Origin of the sequence: Protaetiibacter sp. SSC-01 (genome assembly GCF_014483895.1) — a bacterium.
Classification (GTDB): Bacteria; Actinomycetota; Actinomycetes; order Actinomycetales; family Microbacteriaceae; genus Homoserinibacter.
The window spans coordinates 2,671,420-2,694,183 of sequence record NZ_CP059987.1 but is presented as its reverse complement, the minus strand read 5'-3'; the positions used below and the strand labels follow the sequence as shown (position 1 = coordinate 2,694,183).

Here is a 22,764-nt window from a genome sequence, read left to right as displayed (position 1 = left end):
CGGGTCTTGCATGTTGTTGCACGGTTAACGCTACACTCGCGCCGTGACCGCATCAATGCTCATCCTCATCGCCGGCCCATACCGCTCGGGCACCGACGGAGACCCCGCCCGCATCGCAGCGAATCTGCGGCGGCTCGAGGCCGCATCCGCGCCCCTCTACCGGCTCGGTCACGTGCCCATGATCGGGGAGTGGGTGGCGCTCCCCACCATCCGCGAGCTCGGCGACCAGCCGGGCGGTGAGCCCGACGTCATGTACGAGACCGCCTCGCGCCTGCTGCAGCACTGCGACGCCGTGCTGCGCCTCCCGGGGGTCTCGGCCGGCGCGGACCAGGACGTGCGCATCGCGCGGGAGCGCGGTCTGCCGGTCTACACCGATCTCGCCCAGGTGCCGCGCGCGAGCTGAGAACGACCGAGGCGTCGCCCTCCCGAAGGAAGGCGACGCCTCGAAGAGCGAAGGGGCTCAGCGCCAGAGCACGGCGACGAGCACGTTGATGGCGGCCGTGCCGCCCGCGGTGTGGAACCACGGGTTCACGCGGCGGCCCTTCTTCTGCGCGAGGTAGCCGCCGATCGCGCCGATCAGCACGATGACCGCGAGGCCGAGCTTCACGGCGATCTTGATCGAGTTGTAGTCGCGGTCGAGCACGGCCTCGCCGATGCCGACCATCGCGACGCCCGTCACGAGCTGGATGATCGCGCCCGCGAGCACGAGGCCTGTCGCGAAGCCCTCCTTCTTGCGCATCTGCAGGATGAAGGGTCCGACGATGATCGCGAGCCCGAACACGTGGGTCGCGAGCAGGATGTTCTGGACGATGTGCATGGGCGGGGTTCCGTTCTCGGGTGGTGCGGGTGGCGCGGGTGCTGCGGGTGGATCAGCCGGCGGTCAGTCCGTGCTCTTGATGACGATCGCGTCGGTCGAGGGGTGGTCGCCCTCGCGCGAGACGTAGATGTCGGGCTCGAGGTAGATGACGCGCGCGACCGGCACGGCGGCGCGCACGTCCTTCTCGATCGCGTCGATCGCCGTCGCGACGTCGACGGCGCGCGTCGCCTTCGGCACGGCGATCTTCGCGGCGACGAGCAGCTCGTCGGGTCCGAGGTAGAGGGTCTTCATGTGGATGACGGCCTCGACCTGCGGGTGGCCGTTGAACGCCGCGAGGATCTTGGCAACGACATCCGGCTCCGCCCCCTCGCCGACGAGCAGGCTCTTCGTCTCGATGCCGAGGATGATGGCGACGGTCACGAGCAGCACGCCGATCGCGATCGTGCCGATGCCGTCCCACAGGTTGTCGCCCGTGAGGATCGTGAGCCCGACGCCCAGGAGGGCGAGCACGAGGCCGAGGAGGGCCGCGACGTCCTCGAGCAGCACGACCGGCAGCTCGGGCTGCTTCGCGCGGCGCACGAACTGCACCCAGCTCTGCTTGCCGCGGACGTGGTTCGACTCCTTCACGGCGGTGCGCAGCGAGAAGCTCTCGAGGCCGATCGCGATGACGAGCACGAGGATCGGCAGCCACGCGTTCTCGAGCGGGTGCGGATGGGTGAGCTTCTCGATGCCCTCGTAGATCGAGAACACGCCGCCGACCGAGAAGAGGATGATCGCGACGACGAAGGCGTACACGTAGCGCTCGCGGCCGTAGCCGAACGGATGCTCGGCATCCGCTGCCTTCTTCGCCTTGCGCCCGCCGAGCAGCAGGAGCAGCTGGTTGCCGGAGTCGGCCACCGAGTGCACGCCCTCCGCGAGCATCGAGCTCGATCCCGAGAAGAACCATGCGACGAACTTCGTGATCGCGATCCCGAGGTTCGCCAGGAATGCCGCGATGATCGCCTTCGTACCGCCGGACGCGCTCATGAGGCGATTCTAGGATGAGGCCCATGACGACCCTCCCGCCCCTCGCCGTACTGGGCGCCGGTTCGATGGCGGGCGCCATCGTGCGCGGCCTGATCGCCGCCGGGGTCGACCCCGCATCCGTCGCCGTGAGCACGCGCTCGACGGCCTCCGCCGAGGCGTGGCGCGCGGAGGGTGTGCGCGCGATCGCCCTCGAGGAGCGAGCGGATGCGAACGCCGCGGTCGTCGAGGGCGCAGGCGTCGTGCTGCTCGGCGTGAAGCCCGCGATGATCGTCGACACCCTGCGCGAGGTCGCGGCTGCGCTGCCCGCGGACGCCGTGGTCGTGAGCGTCGCGGCGGGCATCACGACGGCGATGATGGAGGCCGTCGTGCCGAACCCCGTCGTGCGCACGATGCCCAACACGCCCGCGCTCGTGCGCCGCGCCGTGACGGGTGTCGCGGCCGGCTCGCGCGCGGGGGCGGCGGAGCTGGCGCTCGCGCGCGAGCTCTTCGAGGCGGTCGGCGTCGTCGTCGAGCTGCCCGAGGGGCAGATCGATGCGCTCTCCGCGATCTCGGGCTCGGGCCCCGCGACGGTCTACTTCCTCGTCGAGAAGCTCACCGAGGCCGCCGAGCGGCTCGGATTCGGCCGCGACGACGCGCGCCTCCTGGCCGAGCAGACGCTCATCGGCTCGGCGCTCCTGCTCGAGTCGACGGGCGAGGAGCCCGCCGAGCTGCGCCGACGCGTCACGAGCCCCAAGGGCACGACCGAGCGCCTCATCGCGGTGCTCGACGAGGCGCAGCTCGCCGACGTCTTCGAGCGGGCGGCGGATGCGGCGATCGCGCGGGCGAGGGAGCTCGCCGCCTCGTAGGTGGTCGAGGAGCGCCCGCGAAGCGGACGGGTCTCGAGACGACGCCCCCGACTACAGCCCCTTGATGAAGTCCTTCACGGGCACCTTGACGCCGTTCTTGATGTCCTCGATCGTCTTGTCGGGCACGTTCTTCACGAGCGGCAGGTTCAGGTTCTTCGCGAAGTCGCCGATCGTGTCGAGGATCTGATCCGTGTCGAGGCCCTTGAGCGTCGGCTGCACCTGCTCCCACAGCCCCTGCAGCGCCTTCGCGTCGAGGCCCTTGCCGCCGAGCAGTCCGCCGACCGCGTCGCCGAGCCCACCGAGATCGAAACCGGCCATCCTCGTCTCCTTTCCGCCGCGCGGCGCTACTGCAGTGCCGCGAACTTCTCGAGGTCGGACGTCGACCCCGAGGCGATGATGAGGTCGTGGTTCGAGATCACCGTCTCGGCCGTCGCGTAGGTGAAGTCCTTGCCGGGGCTCTTCACGCCGACCACGGTGATGCCGTAGCGCTGGCGCACGTGCGACTCGGCGAGGCTCAGCCCGCGGATGGGCTTCGGCGGGTACATCTTCACGATCGCGAAGCCGTCGTCGAACTCGATGAAGTCGATCATGCGACCCGAGACGAGGTGCGCGACGCGCTCGCCGGCCTCGGCCTCCGGGTAGATGACGTGGTTGGCGCCGATGCGGCTGAGGATCTTGCCGTGCGACTGGCTGATGGCCTTCGCCCAGATCTGCGGGATCTTGAGGTCGACGAGGTTCGCCGTGATGAGCACGCTCGCCTCGATCGAGCTGCCGACCGCGACGACGGCGATCTGAAAGTCGGCCGCGCCGATCTGCCGCAGCGCATCGATCGAGCGCGCATCCGCCTGCACCGCGTGGGTCACGCGCTCCGACCACTTCTGCACGAGCGCCATGTCCTCGTCGACCGCGAGCACCTCGCGGTCGAGCCGCTGCAGCTGACCCGCGGTCGCGGCGCCGAAGCGGCCGAGGCCGATCACGAGCACGGGGGCGTCGTGGGCGATCTTCTCAACCAACGATGGGCCTCTCCTCGGGGCGGCGGAAGTACTGCCGCCGTGTGGACGCCGCGAGGGCCGCGGCGAGAGTCACTGTACCGATGCGTCCGAAGAACATCGTCGCCGCGATGATGAGCTGCGTCGCGTCGTTCGCGTTCTGCGTGAACCCGGTTGTGAGCCCGCACGTCGCGAACGCGCTGATGACGTCGAACAGCACGTAGTCGAGCGGGGCGTCGTCGTTGATGAAGAGGATGAGGATGGTCGCGCCCGCGACGATCGTCGCGCCCCACAGCACGACCGAGACGGCCAGGCGCAGCACGTCCTGCGGGATGCGCCGGCCGTAGGCCTCCATGTCGTCGTTGCCGCGCGCCTCGGCGAACGCGGCGAGGAACAGGATGGCGAGGGTCGTGACCTTGATGCCGCCCGCCGTCGACGCGGAGCCGCCGCCCACGAACATGAGCATGTCGGTGATGAGCAGGCTCGAGCCGTCGAGCTGGCCGACGTCGATCGTCGAGAAGCCGCCCGAGCGCGTCATGACCGAGAGGAAGAGGCTGTTCAGGATGCGGTCGCCCGGGTTCATGAGGCCCATGGTCGCGGTGTTGTCCCACTCGAGCAGGAGGTAGACGACGGTGCCGCCGACGAGCAGGGCGGCGAACCACACGAGGGTGAGTTTGACGTGCAGCGACCACTGATGCGGCTGCCGCAGCTTCTTGCGCAGCACGTAGATCACGGGGAAGCCGATCGCGCCGAACACCGTCGCGATCATGAGCGCGCCGAGGAACCACCAGTCGGTCGCGAACGCCGAGATCCCCTCGGGCGCCGGCGAGAACCCCGTGTTGGTGAACGCCATCGCCGAGAAGTAGATCGACTCCCACAGCGCCGTGTACCAGGGCACCCCCGCGATGAGCAGGCGCGGGAAGATGAGCACCGCGACCGCGAGCTCGATGACGATGACGCTCACGGCCACCGTCATGAGCAGGTTGCCCGTCTCGCCGAGGCGCACGGCCTGGCCCTCCGCGATGGGGCCGCGGCGGATGCGCAGCGGGTTCGCGTCCCCTGCAGCCATGAGCTTCTGGCGCAGGCCGAGCTTGCGGCTCACGACCATGCCGAGAATCGACGCGACCGTCAGCACGCCGATGCCGCCGATCTCGACGCCCACGAACACGAGCACGTGCCCGAAGGGCGACCAGTAGGTGGCCATGTCGACGGTCGAGAGGCCCGTCACGCAGATGACCGACACGGCGGTGAAGAGCGCGTCGATGAAGGGCGTCTGCTCGCCCGAGGTCGTCGCGATCGGCAGTGAGAACAGCAGAGTGAAGAGCACGACGAGGATCGCGAACACGAGGATCGCGAAGCGCGCGGGCGTGACGGTCGCGAAGTCGCCGATCCTGTCGGCCACGCGCGCCGCGAGCGGGTCGCGGCGCACCGGTTTGGCGCGCATCCGTCCCCCTCGCTTCCGACCGTCGGACCGGGGTCATGGTACTCCCGGCACGCGCTGGCTAGTCTGTCGGAATGGCCGACATCTTCGACGTCCTCGCCGACGGCACCCGCCGCGAGATCCTGCGACAGCTGCTCGAGAGCCGAGGCGAGCTCGCTGTGGGCGACCTCGTCAACGAGTTGGGCGTCGCCCAGCCGACGGTGTCGAAGCACCTCAAGGTGCTGCGCGAGCACGGACTCGTCGGTGTGCGCGAGGAGGGGCAGCACCGCTACTACCACCTCGACGCGAGCCCGCTCGAGGAGGTCGAGGTGTGGCTCGAGCCGTTCACCGACTTCACCGTCGGCACGGATGAGAACGGTGCGACGACCGTGTACGCCGCGTGGGCGGGTGCCGAGTTCGGCGACCGTCTGGGCCGCACGGCCGCCGAGACGGCGAACGCCGCGCGCGTCGCGTTCGAGACCGCGCAGGAGAAGATCGAGGGCGCGCGTCAGCGCGTCACGGAGAAGCTGCCGAAGCTCCGCAAGGGCGAGTGAACATCCGCTGAGTGGTCGGTTTCTGGCCTCATCCGCCCGGTTTAGGGCCGAGAACCGACCGGTCAGCGTGAGTCGGGTTCGGCGAGGGTCGCGTGGATGCGCCGCAGATCCTCGAGCAGCGACCCCACGAGGATCCAGTGCCCCGATGACGGCGCCGCGATCACGAGCGGCGAGGTGAGGGCCGGGATGCTCTCGGTCGGGGGCGAAGCCGGGTCGGGGCTCGTGCGCCGCATGACCCGCCGCACGTCGTGGGCTGCGCGGTGCAGCTGCTCGCCGATCGCGCGCACCGTCGGCTCGTCGACGAGGCTCACGTCGTAACGGTCGTACAGCGCGCGCGTCATCCCGATCACCTGCGTCACCATGGGGCTCAGCATCGCGAGCGTCGACTCGAGCCGCTCGAGCTCCTCGCGGCGACGACGGCCGCGCGGGTTGAGGGCGAGCGACTCGGCGGCCGAGCCGATCGCATCCGACGCCGACGTCACCATGGGGCGCATGAGCCGCGCCGTGATCATGAGCTCCTCGAGCTGCGCGGGCGTCTGCGGCGCCGCGAGGGCGTCGGCGAGGCGATCGAGCGAGGCCGCGACCTCGCCGCCGAGCGCGTCGACCGCCCGGCGCGCCGGGTCGAGCGCGAGGGGCGGCACGAACACGAGGTTGACGACGAAGCCGATGACGGCGCCGATGATCGTCTCGAGCACGCGGTCGACCGCGTAGCCGGGCGTCGCGGCGCCGAGCGCGAGCACGAGCAGCGCGCTGATCGCGACCTGGTTCGCGGTGCCCGTCGTCATCCGCAGCGCCCATGCCACCCCGAGCGCCGCGACGACGGCGACGAGCACGACCCACGTGGCCGGCCCGAACGCGAGCGAGAGAGCGGATGCGATGACGACGCCCGCCACGACGCCCACCGTGCGCTCGATCGCCTTCGTGACCGACTGGTTGAGGCTCGGCTGCACGACGAGGAGGGCCGCGATCGCCGCGAAGACGGGCAGCGGACCGGGGATGAGCCACCCCGCGACGAGCCACGCGATGGCCGTCGCGACCGCCGACTTCACGACCTGCAGCCATGGCTGCCGGCGTGAGGCGCGGAACGCGGCGAGGAGCCTCATGCTCCCAGCGTCCCACGTTCCGGGATCGGGGGCGGAGGACGCCTGGACACGGCATCCCCGCACCCCCTACTCTGTGGCAGGACACTCCAGTCACACAGACCACACCAGCCACACGACATCGACGAGGCGGACATGGCACGCGATCTCTCCGACGTGCGCTTCCTGACGGTTCAGGAGGTCGCCGACATGATGCGCGTCTCGACGATGACCGTCTATCGGCTCGTGCACGCGGGGGAGCTGCCGGCCGTGCGCTTCGGGCGCTCGTACCGCATCCCCGAGTCGGCAGTGGCGGGCGTCATCGGCATCGCCGACAGCGACGTCCAGGCCGGCTGAGAATCCGACTCCTGCGGGTTTGTTAGACTCTCCCGGTTAGGCTTCCCGCGGTTCGACTCGGACCGGGTGGGTCCGTCGATCGAACTGAATGAGGTGAACATGGGTTCCGTCATCAAGAAGCGCCGCAAGCGCATGGCGAAGAAGAAGCACCGCAAGCTTCTCCGCAAGACGCGTCACCAGCGCCGCAACAAGAAGTGAACCGACAGCCCCGGGCTCAGCCCCGGGGCTTCGTCTTTGCGGCCCGGGTCTCCTTGGCCTCGCGCCGCACCCGCCGCTGCTGCGCCTTGATGGCCGCCGGGTCGAGCCGCATCGTCGGCCACTGCTTCTCCGCCGCGTACCGGGCGAGGCCCGCATCCGGGTTCACCGCGACGCGGTTGCCGACGAGCTCGAGCAGCGGGATGTCGTTGCGGCTGTCGGAGTACGCCCACGACGCCGCGAGGTCGGCATCCATGCCTTCCGCGAGGGCGCGGGCCTCCACCGCCTTGTGCTCCGCGTGCAGCACGGGTCCGATGAGCCGACCGGTGTAGACGCCGTCGACGGCCTCCGCGCGCGTGCCGAGGGCACCCGTGAGCCCGAGCTTCTCGGCGATCAGGCGGCCCACCTCGACGGGCGTCGCCGACACGAGCCACACCTGGTGGCCCTTCGCGAGGTGCTCGCGCGCGAGGGCGACCGTCTCCGGCCAGAGCCGCGGTCTGATCCGGTGCTCCCAGATCGAGTCGGCGAGCTCCATGATCTGCGACTCGGTGTGCCCGGCCACGAGGCCGAGGGCGCGCTCCTTCGCGGTGCCCATGTGCTCGTGGTTCTCGCCGACCTTGATGAAGCGGCGCTGGTGCCAGCCGAAGAGCAGGATGTCGCGCCAGCCGATGATGCCGCGCGCCCACGCCTCGCGCCCCACGTGGAACACGCTCGTGCCGTGCATGAGCGTGTTGTCGACGTCGAAGAACGCGATGATCGGGCGTTCGCTCGGGTTCGACACGGGAGTGGCCTCGGGCATGACCCCCATAGTCTAGGTGGGTGCCCGCTCCGCGACTCACCCTGCTCGGCAAGCCCGGATGCCACCTGTGCGACGACGCGCGGGCGACCGTGCTCGAGGTGGCGGGGGAGCGCGGGCTCGAGGTCGAGGAGCGCAACATCCTCGACGACGCCGAGCTGCTCGACCGGTACGCGGAGGAGATCCCCGTCGTGCTCATCGACGATCGCGTGCACACCATCTGGCGCGTCGACCCCGACCGGCTGCGGCGCGCCCTCGACGAGAGGGAGGCGTCGGCGTGATCCGGCACATCGTGACGTGGCGGCTGGCCGCCGAGGACGCGGCGCAGCGCGAGGCGGATGCCGCGGGCATCAAGCAGCGCCTCGAGGCGCTCCGAGGCGTGGTGGCGGCCGAGCGCATCGAGGTCGGCGTCGACCTCGAGGAGACGGCCGGCAACTGGCACGTCGTGCTCGTCTCCGACTTCGCGACGCGCGAGGATCTCGCGGCGTACCAGACGCATCCGCAGCACCAGGAGGCGGCCGGGTTCATCCGCTCGGTCGTGGATGCGCGCAGCTGCGTCGACTACGAGGTCTAGGGTTGCATCCGGCGTCGCCACGCCGTGACCCCCTAGCGGGGGGTGGTCCGCTCCGTCTAGGCTCCACGAGTCACCCCCCGAGTGTCATTCGAGGAGCCCCCATGCGTTTTCAGGTCCTGCGGAGCAAGAACCCCACGCAGCCGTACTTCTGGCGCATCGTGTCGGAGAGCGGCCAGACGGTCGCCGTGAGCGGCAACTACGTGGCGAAGGCGTCGGCGATCGCGATGGTGCAGGCCGTCATGCGCTCGAGCGGCTCGGCGACGTTCGAGGACCTCACGGTGCTGCAGGAGCCCCGCTACCAGCAGACGGCGTAACGCCGCCTCCGCTGGTCGAGTAGCGGCCGACGGCCACGTGTCGAGACCAGCCTCCCGCGATACCCCCTACGGCAGCAGGCGGTTCGGCCCTCGGAACAGGTACGTGACCTCGCGGATCGACGCCTGGTGCAGCAGCAGCATGATGACGCGACTGAGGCCCATGCCGAATCCGCCGTGCGGCGGCACGCCGTAGCGGAAGAAGTCGAGGTAGAAGCCGAGTTCCTCGGGGTCGAGGCCCTTCTCCTTCGCCTGCTCGACGAGCACCTCGATGCGGTGCTCGCGCTGGGCGCCGGTCGAGATCTCGGTGCCGTTGAACAGCAGGTCGTAGCTGTTGGTGAGCGTCGGGTCGCCCTCGTGGCGCATGTGGTAGAACGGCCGGATGCCCGTGGCGTAGTCGGTCACGAAGACGAACTCGTGGCCGTACTGCTCCTTGACGTACTCGGCGAGGCGACGCTCGCCCTCGGGGTCGAGGTCGCCATCCGTGCGGGGCACCGTGTAGCCGCGCGACTCGAGGATGCTGTGCGCCTCGGCGAGGGGGATGCGCGGGAACGGCGTGGCCGGCACGGTCACCTCGACGCCGAACGCGGCCTCGATCTCGGCGCCGTGCTTCTCCTTGACGGCCGTGAGGCCCGCGACGAGCAGCTGCTCGTGCATGCGCATGACGTCGTCGTGGGAGTCGACCCAGCTCATCTCGGCGTCGACGGAGATGAACTCGGTCGCGTGGCGGCTCGTGAACGACGGGTCGGCGCGGAACGCGGGCGCGACCTCGAAGACCTTGCCGAAGCCGGCGGGCTGCGCCATCTGCTTGAAGAACTGCGGGCTCTGCGCGAGGTAGGCCTTCGTCTCGAAGTACTCGACCTCGAACAGCTCGGCGCGGCTCTCGGACGCGGACGCCATGAGCTTCGGGGTGTGGATCTCGATGAAGTCGTTGTCGACCCACCAGGTGCGCAGGGCGTGCAGGAAGGTCGTCTGCACGCGGAAGATCAGGTTCTGCTCGGGGCGGCGCAGGTCGAGGAAGCGCCAGTCGAGGCGCTTGTCGATCGACGAGTCCTCGGCGATCGGCAGGTCGAGGGCCTCGGCGGCGACGTGGATGTCGCCGATCTTGACCTCGAGGCCACCGAGCTTGACGCGCTCGTCGTGCTTGAGCTCGCCCGTGACGGTGAGGAAGGTGCCGTGCGTGAGCCCGGAGATCGTCGTCGCGAGGGCGTCCGTGCCCGGCTCTTCGACATCCGTGCGCGGGTGCACGAGCTGCACGGCGCCCGTCTCGTCGCGCAGGATGACGAACTGCACCTTCTTCTGATCGCGCACCGTCTCCACCCATCCGGAGACGGACACGGGGCCGTCGGGCTGGGCGGCGAGCTGCTTGACGAGGGTGCGTGCGGTCACGGGGGTCGAGTCTAGTCGCGCCCCCATGTGACGCCGCCCAGCCCTCTCGTCCGCGAGAGTACGTACTTTTCGGAGATATCGGCCCCGGCGGGGGCGAAAAGTACGTACTCTCGCGGACATGGAGTGGCCCGAACCCGACGCGGTCGCGCGGGTGCTCGCGCCGCTGGGGGAGCTCGTGCAGCTCGACGTGCTCGACGGCGGCACGTTCGCATCCGTGTGGGAGGCGCGCTTCGCATCCGGCGACGAGGCGATCGTGAAGATCGCGCCACCCGACGACGCCTCGAGCCTGCTGCTCTACGAGGAGCGGATGCTGCGCACCGAGGCGGCGGTCATGCGGCTCGCCGCGGAGCGCGGCTGGCCTTACCCGCGCCTGCTGCTGCTGGACACGAGCCGCGAGGTGCTGCCGGTCGACGTGCTCGCGATGAGCCGGATGCCGGGCGAGCGCTGGGACCTCGCGGAGCCCACGATGACCCCCGAGGCGAACGACCGCGCGAAGCGCGAGCTCGGGCGCGTGCTCGCGCGCGTGCACGAGGAGGTGGGGCCCGAGTTCGGCTACCCCTCGTCGACGACGCTGCGCGCGGCGACGTGGCCGGATGCCGTGGAGCGCATCCTGGAGGCCGTGCTCGCCGACGCGCGCCGGGCGGGCGTGCCGCTCCCGGAGGATCGCATCCGCCGGGTCTTCACCGAGGGGCACGCGGCGCTCGCGGCGGTGACGGAGCCGCGTCTCGTGCACGCCGACCCGTGGCCCGGCAACGTCTTCGTCGTGCCGGAGACGGGCGAGGTGCTCGGCCTCATCGACGTCGAGCGCGCCCTGTGGGGCGACCCGCTGTTCGACGTCGTCGCGGGCGACGCGATGAACGTGGGCGACCCGGACCCGCGGCTCGCGGCGGTCGACGCGTTCGCACCCGACGAGCTCGAGCGCATCCGCATCTACCGCGTGTGGTTCACGACGGTCATCACGACCGAGATCGTGCCGCGCGGGTTCGAGGGGGAGTGGCTCGTCGAGTACCGCGCGCACCTCGCCCGCAACCTCGAGGCGCTGCTCGAGCAGTCGGGCCTCTAGTCCCAGCCGAGGCGCCGGCGGATCGCTGCCGCCCCCTCCCGCGGGAAGTCGTCGCGGGCGCCGAGGGTCTCCTCCGCGAGGTCGAGCAGCGTGCGGGCGGCCCCCTCCGCATCGAGCCGCAGCGCGGCCTCGGCGCGCGCCGCGAGCTCCGGATGCGCGCGCTCGAAACGGCGGTGGGGGTCGAGGCTGTCGAGCACGGCGTGGTCGCCGGGCAGCGCGGCGGCCCACGCGCGCAGCAGGTGCTCGAGGGCTTCGCCGCGGATGTTGCGGTTCGCGGTGAGCAGCTCGCCGCGACGCGCGCGCCCCGCACCGACGAGCAGCTTGACGAGGGCGACGCGGGTCTCCACCGCGACGTCGACTCCGCGGGCGGGGCGGGCGAGGATCTGCCGCAGGGCGGGCTCGACGCCCCCGCGGTCGAGGATCACCTCGGCGCGGTCGGCGATCCATGTGGTGAAGGCGTCGAGGCGGGCGATGCCGAACTCCATGAGGGCGCCGTCGTCGGTCACCACCATGAGGGCGTCCCACTGGTCGACGACCGAGAGCGCGATGCGCTCGGGGCGCGGGAGCCAGTCGAGTTCGCGTCGCAGCCGATCCTCCTGGCCGGGCTCCACGATGACGGCGATGTCGAGGTCGGACCATTCGTCGGCCCGGTCGCGGTCGGCGGTCGATCCGAAGCCGACGAGCCCGACGATCTCGGGCCGCGCGCTCGCGGCGTCGATGAGGGCGCGCAGCCGCGCCGCGAAGGCGGCGGAGGTGGCGGTGGTCATGCGGGGCTCCCAAGGCTTGACATGGACTTCGTTACTTGGTTTATTTACTCCTGAAATAACCCGACCGCAAGAGGACCGACGATGATCCGACCCGCCGCGCGCACCGACGTCAACCGCTCGGCCGTGCTCGCGCACCTCGGGGCCCAGGGCCCGTCCTCGCGCGCCGAGCTCGCTCGCGCACTCGGTGTCTCGCCCGCGCTCATGACGCAGCTCACCAAGGACCTCCTGACCGACGGCCTCGTCGTCGAGCTCGACCACGAGCCCTCGCAGGGGGGTCGCCCCGCCCGCCGACTCGGTCTCGCCCAACAGGGCGGCTCCGCGATCGGCGTCAAGGTCGCCGCGGATCACGTCGCGTTCGTCGAGGTGGGGCTCGACGGCTCGGTGCTGCGCTCGGCGAGCGAGCGCTTCGACGCGTCGGCGACCACGGTGCTCGCGGACCTCGCGAGCCTCCTCGAGCGCTTCATCGCGGGCTCCGGCGTCGCGCGCCTGCTGGGGGTGGGGGTCGGCGTGCCCGGCTCCGTCGACCGCCAGGGCGACGGCGTCGTCGTGTCGCCGCAGCTCGGCTGGAACGGCATGCCGCTCGGCGAGAGCCTCCGCCGCGCACTGCGACTGCCCGTGCTCGTCGAGAACAACGTCAACGCCCTCGCCATGGCCGAACGGCTCTACGGCACGGGGCGTCGACACGAGAGCTTCCTCGTCGTCACGATCGGAACCGGAGTGGGCGCCGGGATCGTGGTCGACGGGGTCGTACTTCGCGGTGCCGCGGGCGGCGCCGGCGAGATCGGCCACACACCGGTCGTCGAGGACGGGCCCGTGTGCATGTGCGGCAGCCGCGGATGCCTCGAGGCGCTCATCGGCGAGGCCGCGCTCGTGCGCGAGGCCCGCGCGCGCGGCATCCTCGGCGAGACGGCCGGAATGGCCGCCCTGCGCGCCGCCGCCGAGGCGGGCCAGGCGGATGCCGCGGCCCTGTTCGGCGAGGCCGGCCATCTGCTCGGCCGCGCGCTCGCGGGCCTCGTGCACACCCTCGACCCCGAGATCGTGATCCTGCTCGGAGAGGGCACGGCCGCGTGGCCGCACTGGGCGCTCGGATTCGAGCCCGCCTTCCGCTCCGCGCTCCTGCCGGCGCGGCGCGGGGTGGGGGTCGCCGTCGAGACCTGGCAGGACGAGAGCTGGGCGCAGGGCGCCGCTGCGCTCGTGCTCGCGACCCCGTTCGACGCCGAGGGCGTCGCGGGCGAGCAGGGGCGACTCGTACGCGAGCGCCTCGCCGCGGGCGGGACGGAGCGCGCCGGCTCATGACCTCGACCCTCGCGCCCGCCGCGGCGCGCGCAGCGAAGCCGCGCCCGGCGCCCGCCCGGCGCCGACCGGCGCGCTCGCGCATCCGCTACGCCCTCACGGTGCTCGCGTTCCTGCTGCCGAGCGCCATCCCGCTCACCGCGTTCGTGCTGGTGCCCATGGTGGGCGCCGCCTGGGTGAGCCTCACCGAGTGGAACCTGCTCGCCCCGCCGCAGTTCGTCGGCCTCGACAACTACGTGAAGCTGCTGAGCGACCCCGAGACCCGCGACATCTTCCTGCACACGCTGTACTACATCGTCGGCTACCTGCCGCTCGTCTACGTCGGCGGCCTCGCGCTCGCGCTCGCGCTCAACACGCGCCTGCACGGACGCTCGGTGCTGCGTGGCATCTACTTCCTGCCCGTCATCACGAGCTGGATCGTGGTCGCGCTCGTGTGGCGCTGGCTGCTCAACCCCTCCTCCGGCGTCGTCAACACGGCGCTCGGCTGGTTCGGCGTCGACGGCCCGGGCTGGTGGACGGACCCCGCGTGGGCGATGCCGTCGATCATCATCGCGTCGGCGTGGAAGGACCTCGGCTTCGTGATGGTCATCCTGCTCGCGGGGCTCCAGGCGATCGACCCCGAGCTGCTCGACGCCGCGCGCGTCGACGGCGCCGGGTGGTGGCGCCGGCTGTTCTCGGTCGTGCTGCCCCTTCTGAGCCCGAGCACCTTCTTCGTGATCGTGATCTCGCTCATCAACGGCTTCCAGGTGTTCGACCAGGTGTACGCGATGACCGGCGGCGGGCCGGGCGGCGCGACGCAGGTCGTCGTCCAGCAGATCTACGACCTGACGTTCCGGTACGGAGCCGCGGGAGAGGCATCCGCCCTCAGCTGGCTGCTCTTCGCCGTCGTGCTCGGGGTGACCGTCGTGCAGGTCGTCGGCCAGAGGCGGTGGGTGACGTATGGTTGACGCCGCTCTCGGACGCACCCGGCGGATGCGGCCCTCCGGTCTCGTGGGCTCGGTCGCCCTCCACATCGTCGTGGTCCTCGGCGCGATCGCGATGTTCTTCCCGTTCCTGTGGACGATCGTGACCTCGCTCACGCCGGGCGCGGGCCTCACGCTCACGCCCGCGCTCGTCCCGAGCGACCCCTCGCTCGAGGCGTACTGGCGGCTGTTCGCGGAGCGCCCCTTCGGCCGCATCATCCTCAACAGCCTCGGGCTGGCCGTCGCGACGACCCTCGCTCAGCTGCTCACGAGCGCGACCGCGGCCTACGCCTTCAGTCGGCTCCCGTTCCGGGGACGAGGCGTGGTCTTCGCCGTCTATCTCGCGACGATGATGATCCCGCTGCAGGTGCTCATCGTGCCGCTGTTCGTCGAGCTCAAGGCGCTCGGCCTCGTCAACACCTACCTCGGCGCGCTCCTGCCGACGCTCGCGAGCGCATTCGGCATCTTCCTGCTGCGCCAGGCGGTGCATCAGGTGCCGCGTGAACTCGACGAGGCCGCGACGCTCGACGGCGCGGGCCACTTCCGGATCTTCTGGCAGGTCATCCTGCCCAACATCCGGCCCGCGCTCGCGACCCTCACCGTGTTCGCGTTCATGGGCAGCTGGAACAGCTTCCTGTGGCCGCTCGTCATCCTGCGCTCGCCCGAGCTGCAGACCCTGCCCGTGGCCCTCGCCGGGCTGCAGGGGCAGTACACCACGCAATGGGACATCGTCATGGCCGGCTCGGTCGTGAGCGTCCTCCCCATGCTCGCCCTGTACGTCTTCGCGCAGAAGTACGTCATTCAGGGCGTCGCCAACTCCGGGCTCAAGTGAGCCCGGTCGCCCACACACCACCCCGCATTCCATCCACACAGAAGGAGACAGGCACATGAAGCGCCTTCCCATCGCCGTCGGCATCGTGGCCGTCGGCGCGATCGCCCTCGCGGGCTGCTCGGCGACCCCCGGAGACGACGGCTCGCCGGTCACGATCACGTACACGAACTTCATCTCCAACGGAGGCAACGAGGAGAACCTGCAGAAGATCGTGGACGCCTTCGAGGAGGCGAACCCCGACATCACGGTCGAGGTCACCACCCTCCCGTACGGCGACTACTTCACCGCCCTGCAGACCGACCTCGCCGCCGGCACGCAGAGCGACGTCTTCGACATCGAGTACGCGAACTACGCCGAGTTCCAGGCGAACGGCGTGCTCGCGCCCCTCACGGTGTCGGACGCCTCGGTGTACCGCCCGTCGGTGCTCGAGGCCTACCAGACCGACGGCACCCAGTACGCGCTCCCGAGCTCGTTCTCGGACGTCGTGCTCTACTACAACAAGGAGCTCTTCGACGCCGCGGGCCTCGACTACCCGTCGGCCGACTGGACCTGGGAGGACGAGCGGGCCGCGGCCGAAGCTCTCACCGATCAGGCCGCCGGCGTGTGGGGCGACCACCAGCCGGTGAGCTTCCACGAGTACTACAAGGCCCTCGCGCAGAACGGCGGCGAGTTCCTGAACGCCGACCGCACCGCCGTCGCGTTCAACTCGCCGGAGGGCATCGAGGCCGCCAAGTGGCTCGTGGAGAAGAGCGGCACCGTGATGCCGACGATCGAGCAGGGCCAGGGCACGCCCGACTTCGACACCAACCTCTTCAAGGAGGGCAAGCTCGCGATGCTCCACACGGGCATCTGGGTCTTCGGCGCCGTCGCCGACGTGCCGTTCGAGTGGGACATCGCGGTCGAGCCGGGCAACGTCCGTCAGGCGAGCGCCGTGTTCTCGAACGCCGTGGGCGTGAGCTCGAGCTCGAAGAACATCGAGGCCGCCACCGCGTGGGTCGAGTTCCTCACCTCGTCCGACACCATGATCGACGTCCGCCTCGACAGCGGATGGGAGCTGCCGCCCATCTCCGACGAGGCGAAGCTCGCGGTCTACCTGGAGAAGGGCGCCCCGGCGAACCGCCAGGCGGTCTTCGACTCGCTCGACGGCATCGCGCTGCCCCCCGTCGCGAAGACGGGCCAGTCCGAGATGCAGGACATCATGACCGAGGAGCTCGTCGAGGCGCAGGCCGGCCGCAAGACGGTCCAGGACGCCCTCGCGAGCGCCGAAGAGCGCATCAACGCCGTCATCGGCGGCTGACCCCGGGCGGCCCGGGCGGACGCATCCGCCCGGGCCGCCACCCGACAACCCCCATCGTCCGACCGCGCCCACCCGTGTCTCCCGAGGAATCCCATGACGTCCACCCCCGTGCCCGCCGACCGTGACGCGCTCGCCGCGCTCGCCGAGTCTCAGCGCGCACTCATCGCCTCGCTGCAGCATCCGAGCGGCGCCTACCCCGCGAGCCCCACGTTCTCCGCGTACCGCGGCTACTCGTGGTTCCGCGACGGCGCGTTCATCGCGGATGCGATGTCGGCGGCCGGCGAGCACGCCTCGGCCGAGGCGTTCTTCGGCTGGTGCGCGCGCGTGATCTCGGCACGGGAGACCGAGGTGCGGCGCATCGTGGAGGCCGAGCGCGCGGGGAATCCGCTCACCGACGCGAGCATGCTGCCGACCCGCTTCACGCTCGACGGGCGGAAGGGCGCCGACGAGTGGTGGGACTTCCAGCTCGACGGCTACGGCCTGTGGCTGTGGGCGCTCGGCGAGCACGTCGCCCGCACGGGAGCTCCGACGGCCCCGTGGCTCGACGCGGTCGGGCTCACGGTCGAGTATCTCGAGAGCTCGTGGCGCCGTCCCTGCTACGACTGGTGGGAGGAGCACATCGAGCAGGTGCACGTGTCGACCCTCGGCAGCATGCTCGCCGGACTACGGGCCGCCGCCGAGCTGCTCGACCTCGATGCGACGACCGCGGAGCGGGCCGCCCGCGCCGCGGCCGACATCGACGCGCTCATGCGCCGCGAGGGCGTGCTCGACGGGCACCTCGTGAAGTGGATCGGCACCGATGCCGTCGACGCGAGCCTCGCCGCGCTCGTCGGCCCCCTCGAGGCGGTCGACCCGTCCGAGCCGCTCGCGCTCGCGACGCTCGCGGAGCTCGAGTCGAGCCTCGTCGTCGACGGCGGCATGCACCGCTTCCGCGCCGACACCTACTTCGGCGGCGGCCAGTGGCCGCTGCTCAGCTGCATGCTCGGGATCGCGTGGGCGCGCGCCGGCCGCCCGGAGCGCTCGCTCGAGCTGCTGCGCTGGGCCGCCTCGACGTCGCACGACGGCGGCATCCCCGAGCAGGTCGAGCACCACCTGCTCGACCCGTCCTTCGTCGACGAGTGGGTCGAGCGCTGGGGGCCGAGCGCCGATCCGCTCGTGTGGTCGTCGGCCATGTTCCTCCGCCTCGCGGTCGAGCTCGAGGTGGTGGCCGCGTGATCCGCCACCGCCCCTTCGGATCCGGTCACCCGTACGCCGTCGACACCGAGCAGCGCTCTCCCGTCGACCCGGTCGCGGGTGAGCCGCTCGTGCTCGGCGTGCGCACCTCGGCGGAGGTCGAGAGCGTCGTCCTCGAGTGGGAGCGCGACGGCGTCGCGGAGGCGCCCGTCGCCCTCGAGCGGGTGCCGCGCAGCTCCCGCGGGCAGGTCGTCGACGGCGGGCACCTCGCCTCCGCGCAAGCGCGGCTCGCGCGCGCATCGGGTGGCTGGCGCGTGACGCTCGACGACCTCGTCGCGGACGAGCGCATCCGCTACCGCTTCACGGGCGACGGCGGCGGCCGCGCGCAGTCGACGCGCTGGTTCGAGACGACCGTCGCGCGCTGGACCGCCTCGGGCGTCGGCCCTGCGGTGGACGGCGTCGACCGCGTCGTCGCGGGTTCGGTGCACCGCCTCGTGCGCGGCGACGAGACCCTGCGCGTGCGCTTCGCCCTCCCGCTCGCCCCCGGCGAGCGCGTCGTGGGCTTCGGCGAGCGATTCGACACGCTCGACCACCGCGGGCTCGCGCTCGACTCCGCCGTGTTCGAGCAGTACAAGAGCCAGGGTGCGCACCGCCGCACCTACCTCCCGATGCCGTTCGCGCACGTCGTGGGCGGCGTCGGCTGGGGCTTCCACGTGCGCACCTCGCGACGCGTCTGGTTCGACGTCGGCGCGAGCACGCCCGACGCCCTCGTGGTCGAGGCGGAGACGGGTCCCGACGGCGAGCTCGCCCTCGGCCTCTACGACGGCGACCCGCGTACCGTGCTTCGGCGCTTCCTCGACGAGGTCGGGCGGCCCGAGGAGCTGCCCGACTGGGTCTTCCGCCTGTGGGCGAGCGGCAACGAGTGGAACACACAGGCGGAGGTCATGCGCCAGGCCGAGCTGCACCGCGAGCACGACGTCCCGCTCGGCTCGATCGTGATCGAGGCCTGGAGCGACGAGAGCACCTTCACGACGTGGCGCGACGCGCGCGCGAAGGTCGCCGACGGGGCCGAGCCCCGCCGACTCGCCGACTTCGAGTTCCCCGAGCACGGCGCGTGGCCCGACCCGAAGGGGATGGTCGACGAGCTGCACCGCCGCGACGTGCGGCTCGTGCTGTGGCAGATCCCGCTCATCAAGATGCGCCCGCACCCCGCCGGCCAGGTGAAGGCGGATGCCGACGCCGCGATCCGCGACGGCGTGCTCATCCGCGAGGAGGCGCCCGACGGCACCCTGCGGCCCTATCGCAACCGCGGCTGGTGGTTCCCGCTCGGGCTCATGCCCGACCTCACCGACGAGCGCGCCGCGCACTGGTGGACCGAGAAGCGGCGCTACCTCGTGGAGGAGATCGGCGTCGACGGTTTCAAGACCGACGGCGGCGAGCACGCGTGGGGACGCGAGCTCGTCTACCTCGACGGGCGTCGCGGCGACGAGAAGAACAACGTCTTCCCGGTGCACTACGCGAAGGCCTTCGGCGACCTCATGCGCCGATCGGGCAAGGCGCCCGTGACCTTCTCGCGCGCGGGCTTCACGGGCAGCCAGGCGCACGGCACCTTCTGGGCCGGTGACGAGAACTCGACGTGGGAGGCGTTCCGCTGGTCGCTGTACGCGGGCCTCAACGCCGCGTCGAGCGGCATCGTCTACTGGGGATGGGACCTCGCGGGCTTCAGCGGCGACGTGCCGACGGCCGAGCTCTACCTGCGGTCGGCTGCGGCGGCGGCGTTCGTGCCGATCATGCAGTACCACTCCGAGTTCAACCACCACCGCACGCCGTCGCGTGACCGCACGCCGTGGAACATCGCCGAGCGCTCGGGCGACGAGCGCGTGCTGCCGGTGTTCCGGCGGTTCGCGCAGCTGCGCGAGCGGCTCGTGCCGTACCTCGCCGAGGAGGCGCGGCGGGCCGTGACGGCGGGGGAGCCGCTCATGCGCCCGCTGTTCTTCGACGCGCCGCACGCGCATGAGGCGTTCGCGCATCCGTTCCAGTGGATGCTGGGCGACGCCCTCCTCGTGGCGCCCGTCGTCGAGGAGGGCGCGGGCTCGGTGCGCGCGTGGCTGCCCGACGGCGAGTGGGTCGACGCGTTCCGCGGCACGCGGCACACGGGGGGCGTGGTCGAGCGCGACGTGCCGATCGACGAGGCCGCCGTCTGGATCCGAGCGGATGCCGTCGACCGCTTCGCGGGGGTCTTCGTCTGACCCCTCACGAGACGGCGGCGCGCTCCGGCTCGCCCACGGTGTCGGCCCAGCGGTGCGCCCACGCCGCGAGCGGCTGCAGCGACCGCAGCAGCTCGAGCCCCGGCTGCGAGAGCTCGTAGCGCACCTGCACGGGCGTCGAGGGGATGACGTGGCGCTCGACGAGGCCCGCCGCCTCGAGCTCGCGGAGTCGCTGCGCCGCCATCCGGTCGGAGAGCCCGTCGACGGAGGCGACGATGCCGCTGAAGCGGTGGGCGCCGCGGAAGATCGCGAGCATGATGCCCGACGACCAGCGGCGGCCGACGAGCTCGGTGGAGGAGAGGAAGCGGCGGCAGGCTTCGTCGTCGATGTGCAGGAGGTCGGAGGTGGCGTCGGTCACTCACCTATCGTAAGCGGCTTACGCGACGATTGCCGGGTGCGGGTGCGAGGCGGATGCTGGGGTCATGCCCGACTACGGTCACCCCCTCCGCCTCGGAACCTTCATCACGCCGACGGCCGCGCGCCCCGAGGTGCCGGTCGCCCTCGCGCAGTTGAGCGAGCAGCTCGGCTACGACCTCGTCACCTTCCAGGACCACCCCTACCAACCGGCGTTCCTCGATACCTGGACCCTGCTCTCCTGGGTCGCCGCGCGCACCGAGCGCGTGCACGTCGCCGCGAACGTGCACAACCTGCCGCTGCGCCCGCCCGCGGTGCTCGCGCGCTCCGCTGCGAGCCTCGACCGGCTCTCGGGCGGACGGTTCGAGCTCGGCCTCGGCGCGGGCGCGTTCGGCGCCGCCGCGACGGCGATGGGCGCCCCCGAGCGCACCGCCGGCGAGAACATCTCGGCGCTCGAGGAGGCGATCCCCCTCATCCGCGCCCTGTGGGACGTCGACGACCGCACCGCGCTGCGCCTCGACGGCGAGTACTACCGACTGAACGGCGCGAAGCGCGGCCCCGAGCCCGCCCACGACATCCCCGTGCTCGTCGGCGCCTACAAGCCGCGGATGCTGCGCCTCGTGGGCCGGCTCGCCGACGGCTGGCTGCCGAGCCTGCCGTACATGGACGAGCGCGGGGTCGCGCCCGGCAACGCCGAGATCGACGCCGCGGCCGAGGAGGCGGGTCGCGATCCCCGCGAGATCCGCCGCCTGCTCAACATCAACGGCAGCTTCCAGGACCGCGACGGCGGTATGCTGCAGGGCCCGCCCGCGCAGTGGGTTGAGCAGCTGCTCCCGTTCGTGCTCGACGACGGCATCAGCACCTTCATCCTCTCGAGCGACGACCCGGATGCGCTGCGCACCTTCGCCGAGGACGTCGCACCCGAGCTGCGCGAGCGCGTCGGGCGGGAGCGGGGGGAGCGCGGCGTCGCGACGACCGACCGCGTGCGGCCGACATCCGCGTTATCCGCGCGTCGGCCCGGCATCGACTACGACGCCCTACCGCGGGAGCTCGCCGAGAACGCCGTCGAGCCGGGCGACCGCGAGTACGCGCGCGTGCGCTCGAACTACCTGCGCGGCGGGTCGCCGGGGCTCGTGCTGCGGCCGCGCACGGTCGACGAGGTCGTGCAGGCCGTCGCGTTCGCGCGTGAGCATCGCGAGCTGCCGCTCGGGGTGCGGAGCGCCGGCCACGGCATCAGCGGCCGCTCGACGAACGACGGCGGGCTCGTGATCGACGTGTCGGCCCTGAACACGATCGAGGTGCTCGACGAGCAGCGACGACTCGTGCGCGTCGGCCCGGGCACCCGATGGCAGGAGGTCGCGGCGGCGCTCGAGCCGTACGGCTGGGCCATCACCTCGGGCGACTACGGCGGCGTCGGAGTCGGCGGTCTCGCGACCGCGGGCGGCGTCGGCTTCTTCGCGCGCGAGCAGGGTCTCACGATCGACCGGATGCGCGCCGCCGAGCTCGTGCTCGCCGACGGCAGCGTCGTGCGTACCGACGCCGATCACGACCCCGAGCTGTTCTGGGGCGTGCGCGGCGCGGGCGCCAACCTCGGCATCGTGACGGCGTTCGAGTTCGAGGCCGCGCAGGTCGGCGAGGTGGGGTGGGCGCAGCTCGCCTTCGACGCATCCGATACCGCCGAGTTCCTCGAGAGCTGGGCCTCGACGATGGAGGCCGCCCCGCGCGACGTCTCGGGCGAGGTCATCCTCGGCGGGCCGCGCGGCGGGCGCACGGTCGCGACGGCGCTCCTGCTCGTCGACGCATCCGATCCCGACACGATCCTCGAGCGGCTGCGCCCGTTCGCCGAGCTCGCGCCGCTGCTCGACCAGTCGGTCGTGCTCGCGCCCTACTCCTCGGTCATCTCCAACTCGCAGGGCGAGCCGCATCGCGGCGTCGGCGAGCCGGTCGCGCGCGGCGGGCTCGTCGAGCACATCACGCCCGAGCTCGCCCGAGAGCTCGAGCGGATGCTGCAATCCGGTCGCGTGCACTTCTTCGCCGCGCGCGCGGTGGGCGGTGCCGTCGCCGACGTGCCCGAGGACGCCACCGCCTACGCGCACCGCTCCGCGAACTTCGCGCTCTCCGCGATGTCGGGTGACCCGACGTGGCTCAACGACACGTGGGACGCGCTCGAGGAGCACGTCATGGGCGTCTACCTGAGCTTCGAGGCCGACCCGCGCGGCGACCGCGTCGAGCGCGCGTTCCCGCCCGCGACCCTCGACCGCATCCGCTCCCTCAAGGAGCGCGTCGACCCCGACGCCCTCTTCCGCGACAACTTCGCGGTGCTGTCACACACGCTGACCGGTCGGTAACTGGCCCTATCCCGCGCCTATAGGGCCGAGAACCGACCGGTCAGCGCTCGTAGACT

The 22,764-nt window shown here is 71.5% G+C and carries 26 protein-coding genes; 16 read left to right on the top strand and 10 right to left on the bottom strand.

From position 1 onward, the window contains the following. Positions 1–43: 43 nt before the first annotated feature. On the top strand, positions 44–403 hold the full coding sequence (locus tag H4J02_RS12715; protein ID WP_262406122.1) for a DUF4406 domain-containing protein: 360 nt from the start codon (positions 44–46) through the stop codon (positions 401–403). A gap of 57 nt (positions 404–460) precedes the next feature. Here H4J02_RS12715 and H4J02_RS12710 read toward each other — a convergent pair whose 3' ends face one another. Together H4J02_RS12710 and H4J02_RS12705 are read right to left on the bottom strand one after the other, a co-directional pair. Then, positions 461–817 carry a hypothetical protein gene (locus tag H4J02_RS12710; RefSeq protein WP_187674916.1) on the bottom strand — a complete coding sequence of 119 codons (357 nt, stop codon included), beginning with the start codon at positions 815–817 and terminating at the stop codon, positions 461–463. Between the two features lie 63 nt (positions 818–880). Next, on the bottom strand, positions 881–1,843 hold the full coding sequence (locus tag H4J02_RS12705; RefSeq protein WP_187674915.1) for a cation diffusion facilitator family transporter: 963 nt from the start codon (positions 1,841–1,843) through the stop codon (positions 881–883). 23 nt (positions 1,844–1,866) lie between these two features. Here H4J02_RS12705 and proC point away from each other — a divergent pair, with 23 nt between their 5' ends. After that, positions 1,867–2,688, top strand: coding sequence for a pyrroline-5-carboxylate reductase (proC, locus tag H4J02_RS12700; RefSeq protein ID WP_187674914.1), 822 nt, complete (start codon positions 1,867–1,869; stop codon positions 2,686–2,688). A 51-nt stretch (positions 2,689–2,739) separates the two neighbouring features. Here proC and H4J02_RS12695 read toward each other — a convergent pair whose 3' ends face one another. The 3 genes from H4J02_RS12695 to H4J02_RS12685 are packed head-to-tail and all read right to left on the bottom strand — an operon-like array spanning position 2,740 to position 5,121. Then, positions 2,740–3,006: a hypothetical protein gene (locus tag H4J02_RS12695; protein ID WP_187674913.1), complete on the bottom strand. Its 267-nt coding sequence runs from the start codon at positions 3,004–3,006 to the stop codon at positions 2,740–2,742. A gap of 26 nt (positions 3,007–3,032) precedes the next feature. Continuing rightward, the gene (locus H4J02_RS12690; protein ID WP_187674912.1) at positions 3,033–3,701 is read right to left on the bottom strand and encodes a TrkA family potassium uptake protein; all 669 of its coding nucleotides are present in this window, start codon (positions 3,699–3,701) and stop codon (positions 3,033–3,035) included. Continuing rightward, the gene (locus tag H4J02_RS12685) at positions 3,694–5,121 is read right to left on the bottom strand and encodes a TrkH family potassium uptake protein (protein WP_187674911.1); all 1,428 of its coding nucleotides are present in this window, start codon (positions 5,119–5,121) and stop codon (positions 3,694–3,696) included. The genes H4J02_RS12690 and H4J02_RS12685 overlap by 8 nt, the downstream gene beginning before the upstream one ends. A 71-nt stretch (positions 5,122–5,192) precedes the next feature. Here H4J02_RS12685 and H4J02_RS12680 point away from each other — a divergent pair, with 71 nt between their 5' ends. Beyond that, on the top strand, positions 5,193–5,651 hold the full coding sequence (locus H4J02_RS12680) for a helix-turn-helix transcriptional regulator (RefSeq protein WP_187674910.1): 459 nt from the start codon (positions 5,193–5,195) through the stop codon (positions 5,649–5,651). A 62-nt stretch (positions 5,652–5,713) separates the two neighbouring features. Here the strand turns inward: H4J02_RS12680 and H4J02_RS12675 are convergent, their stop codons facing one another. Beyond that, complete coding sequence (locus H4J02_RS12675) at positions 5,714–6,754, bottom strand: aromatic acid exporter family protein (RefSeq protein ID WP_187674909.1); 1,041 nt, start codon at positions 6,752–6,754, stop codon at positions 5,714–5,716. Between the two features lie 132 nt (positions 6,755–6,886). On the opposite strand from H4J02_RS12675, the gene H4J02_RS12670 reads away from it, so the two are divergent. Both H4J02_RS12670 and H4J02_RS12665 read left to right on the top strand, forming a co-directional pair. After that, positions 6,887–7,087 carry a helix-turn-helix domain-containing protein gene (locus tag H4J02_RS12670; protein WP_187674908.1) on the top strand — a complete coding sequence of 67 codons (201 nt, stop codon included), beginning with the start codon at positions 6,887–6,889 and terminating at the stop codon, positions 7,085–7,087. Between the two features lie 99 nt (positions 7,088–7,186). Further along, positions 7,187–7,285 (top strand): 30S ribosomal protein bS22, encoded by a 99-nt coding sequence (locus tag H4J02_RS12665; protein ID WP_003792170.1) that lies wholly within the window; start codon positions 7,187–7,189, stop codon positions 7,283–7,285. A gap of 16 nt (positions 7,286–7,301) precedes the next feature. Here H4J02_RS12665 and H4J02_RS12660 read toward each other — a convergent pair whose 3' ends face one another. Next, positions 7,302–8,081: an HAD family phosphatase gene (locus H4J02_RS12660; protein ID WP_187674907.1), complete on the bottom strand. Its 780-nt coding sequence runs from the start codon at positions 8,079–8,081 to the stop codon at positions 7,302–7,304. 20 nt (positions 8,082–8,101) lie between these two features. On the opposite strand from H4J02_RS12660, the gene H4J02_RS12655 reads away from it, so the two are divergent. From H4J02_RS12655 to H4J02_RS12645, 3 genes are all read left to right on the top strand, one after another. After that, complete coding sequence (locus H4J02_RS12655; RefSeq protein WP_187674906.1) at positions 8,102–8,359, top strand: glutaredoxin family protein; 258 nt, start codon at positions 8,102–8,104, stop codon at positions 8,357–8,359. After that, entirely contained in the window at positions 8,356–8,652 is a 297-nt protein-coding gene (locus H4J02_RS12650; protein WP_187674905.1) for a Dabb family protein, read from the top strand. The genes H4J02_RS12655 and H4J02_RS12650 overlap by 4 nt, the downstream gene beginning before the upstream one ends. Positions 8,653–8,753: 101 nt before the next feature. Next, the gene (locus H4J02_RS12645; RefSeq protein ID WP_187674904.1) at positions 8,754–8,966 is read left to right on the top strand and encodes a YegP family protein; all 213 of its coding nucleotides are present in this window, start codon (positions 8,754–8,756) and stop codon (positions 8,964–8,966) included. A 66-nt stretch (positions 8,967–9,032) separates the two neighbouring features. Here the strand turns inward: H4J02_RS12645 and aspS are convergent, their stop codons facing one another. Further along, positions 9,033–10,352 (bottom strand): aspartate--tRNA(Asn) ligase, encoded by a 1,320-nt coding sequence (aspS, locus tag H4J02_RS12640; protein WP_262406088.1) that lies wholly within the window; start codon positions 10,350–10,352, stop codon positions 9,033–9,035. A gap of 118 nt (positions 10,353–10,470) precedes the next feature. Between aspS and H4J02_RS12635 the strand changes: the two genes are divergently transcribed. Beyond that, positions 10,471–11,415, top strand: a complete 945-nt coding sequence (locus tag H4J02_RS12635; RefSeq protein ID WP_187674902.1) for a phosphotransferase family protein — start codon at positions 10,471–10,473, stop codon at positions 11,413–11,415. On the opposite strand, the gene H4J02_RS12630 is transcribed toward H4J02_RS12635, so the two are convergent. Beyond that, positions 11,412–12,182, bottom strand: a complete 771-nt coding sequence (locus tag H4J02_RS12630; RefSeq protein ID WP_187674901.1) for a hypothetical protein — start codon at positions 12,180–12,182, stop codon at positions 11,412–11,414. The genes H4J02_RS12635 and H4J02_RS12630 overlap by 4 nt on opposite strands. Positions 12,183–12,263: 81 nt before the next feature. On the opposite strand from H4J02_RS12630, the gene H4J02_RS12625 reads away from it, so the two are divergent. The 6 genes from H4J02_RS12625 (at position 12,264) to H4J02_RS12600 (ending at position 19,988) form a co-directional block, all read left to right on the top strand. Continuing rightward, positions 12,264–13,478, top strand: a complete 1,215-nt coding sequence (locus tag H4J02_RS12625; RefSeq protein WP_187674900.1) for an ROK family transcriptional regulator — start codon at positions 12,264–12,266, stop codon at positions 13,476–13,478. After that, positions 13,475–14,422, top strand: coding sequence for a carbohydrate ABC transporter permease (locus tag H4J02_RS12620; protein WP_187674899.1), 948 nt, complete (start codon positions 13,475–13,477; stop codon positions 14,420–14,422). Before H4J02_RS12625 ends, H4J02_RS12620 begins: the two co-directional genes overlap by 4 nt. Then, entirely contained in the window at positions 14,415–15,269 is an 855-nt protein-coding gene (locus tag H4J02_RS12615; RefSeq protein ID WP_222942184.1) for a carbohydrate ABC transporter permease, read from the top strand. The genes H4J02_RS12620 and H4J02_RS12615 overlap by 8 nt, the downstream gene beginning before the upstream one ends. A gap of 55 nt (positions 15,270–15,324) precedes the next feature. Next, positions 15,325–16,566: a sugar ABC transporter substrate-binding protein gene (locus tag H4J02_RS12610; protein WP_187674898.1), complete on the top strand. Its 1,242-nt coding sequence runs from the start codon at positions 15,325–15,327 to the stop codon at positions 16,564–16,566. A 93-nt stretch (positions 16,567–16,659) separates the two neighbouring features. Then, positions 16,660–17,781 carry a glycoside hydrolase family 15 protein gene (locus H4J02_RS12605; RefSeq protein ID WP_187674897.1) on the top strand — a complete coding sequence of 374 codons (1,122 nt, stop codon included), beginning with the start codon at positions 16,660–16,662 and terminating at the stop codon, positions 17,779–17,781. After that, the gene (locus tag H4J02_RS12600; RefSeq protein ID WP_187674896.1) at positions 17,778–19,988 is read left to right on the top strand and encodes a TIM-barrel domain-containing protein; all 2,211 of its coding nucleotides are present in this window, start codon (positions 17,778–17,780) and stop codon (positions 19,986–19,988) included. Before H4J02_RS12605 ends, H4J02_RS12600 begins: the two co-directional genes overlap by 4 nt. 4 nt (positions 19,989–19,992) lie before the next feature. Here the strand turns inward: H4J02_RS12600 and H4J02_RS12595 are convergent, their stop codons facing one another. Further along, positions 19,993–20,364: a helix-turn-helix domain-containing protein gene (locus tag H4J02_RS12595; RefSeq protein ID WP_262406087.1), complete on the bottom strand. Its 372-nt coding sequence runs from the start codon at positions 20,362–20,364 to the stop codon at positions 19,993–19,995. 64 nt (positions 20,365–20,428) lie between these two features. On the opposite strand from H4J02_RS12595, the gene H4J02_RS12590 reads away from it, so the two are divergent. Further along, positions 20,429–22,708, top strand: a complete 2,280-nt coding sequence (locus H4J02_RS12590) for an LLM class flavin-dependent oxidoreductase (RefSeq protein ID WP_187674895.1) — start codon at positions 20,429–20,431, stop codon at positions 22,706–22,708. Positions 22,709–22,764 lie beyond the last annotated feature (56 nt).

What these genes read in the sequence shown, in the direction of transcription:
- H4J02_RS12710 (WP_187674916.1), bottom strand. Translation starts at nt 817, where the DNA reads ATGCACATCGTCCAGAACATCCTGCTCGCGACCCACGTGTTCGGGCTC.
- H4J02_RS12705 (WP_187674915.1), bottom strand. Translation starts at nt 1,843, where the DNA reads ATGAGCGCGTCCGGCGGTACGAAGGCGATCATCGCGGCATTCCTGGCG.
- proC (WP_187674914.1), top strand. Translation starts at nt 1,867, where the DNA reads ATGACGACCCTCCCGCCCCTCGCCGTACTGGGCGCCGGTTCGATGGCG.
- H4J02_RS12695 (WP_187674913.1), bottom strand. Translation starts at nt 3,006, where the DNA reads ATGGCCGGTTTCGATCTCGGTGGGCTCGGCGACGCGGTCGGCGGACTG.
- H4J02_RS12685 (WP_187674911.1), bottom strand. Translation starts at nt 5,121, where the DNA reads ATGCGCGCCAAACCGGTGCGCCGCGACCCGCTCGCGGCGCGCGTGGCC.
- H4J02_RS12680 (WP_187674910.1), top strand. Translation starts at nt 5,193, where the DNA reads ATGGCCGACATCTTCGACGTCCTCGCCGACGGCACCCGCCGCGAGATC.
- H4J02_RS12675 (WP_187674909.1), bottom strand. Translation starts at nt 6,754, where the DNA reads ATGAGGCTCCTCGCCGCGTTCCGCGCCTCACGCCGGCAGCCATGGCTG.
- H4J02_RS12670 (WP_187674908.1), top strand. Translation starts at nt 6,887, where the DNA reads ATGGCACGCGATCTCTCCGACGTGCGCTTCCTGACGGTTCAGGAGGTC.
- H4J02_RS12665 (WP_003792170.1), top strand. Translation starts at nt 7,187, where the DNA reads ATGGGTTCCGTCATCAAGAAGCGCCGCAAGCGCATGGCGAAGAAGAAG.
- H4J02_RS12660 (WP_187674907.1), bottom strand. Translation starts at nt 8,081, where the DNA reads ATGCCCGAGGCCACTCCCGTGTCGAACCCGAGCGAACGCCCGATCATC.
- H4J02_RS12645 (WP_187674904.1), top strand. Translation starts at nt 8,754, where the DNA reads ATGCGTTTTCAGGTCCTGCGGAGCAAGAACCCCACGCAGCCGTACTTC.
- H4J02_RS12635 (WP_187674902.1), top strand. Translation starts at nt 10,471, where the DNA reads ATGGAGTGGCCCGAACCCGACGCGGTCGCGCGGGTGCTCGCGCCGCTG.
- H4J02_RS12630 (WP_187674901.1), bottom strand. Translation starts at nt 12,182, where the DNA reads ATGACCACCGCCACCTCCGCCGCCTTCGCGGCGCGGCTGCGCGCCCTC.
- H4J02_RS12625 (WP_187674900.1), top strand. Translation starts at nt 12,264, where the DNA reads ATGATCCGACCCGCCGCGCGCACCGACGTCAACCGCTCGGCCGTGCTC.
- H4J02_RS12620 (WP_187674899.1), top strand. Translation starts at nt 13,475, where the DNA reads ATGACCTCGACCCTCGCGCCCGCCGCGGCGCGCGCAGCGAAGCCGCGC.
- H4J02_RS12615 (WP_222942184.1), top strand. Translation starts at nt 14,415, where the DNA reads ATGGTTGACGCCGCTCTCGGACGCACCCGGCGGATGCGGCCCTCCGGT.
- H4J02_RS12610 (WP_187674898.1), top strand. Translation starts at nt 15,325, where the DNA reads ATGAAGCGCCTTCCCATCGCCGTCGGCATCGTGGCCGTCGGCGCGATC.
- H4J02_RS12605 (WP_187674897.1), top strand. Translation starts at nt 16,660, where the DNA reads ATGACGTCCACCCCCGTGCCCGCCGACCGTGACGCGCTCGCCGCGCTC.
- H4J02_RS12590 (WP_187674895.1), top strand. Translation starts at nt 20,429, where the DNA reads ATGCCCGACTACGGTCACCCCCTCCGCCTCGGAACCTTCATCACGCCG.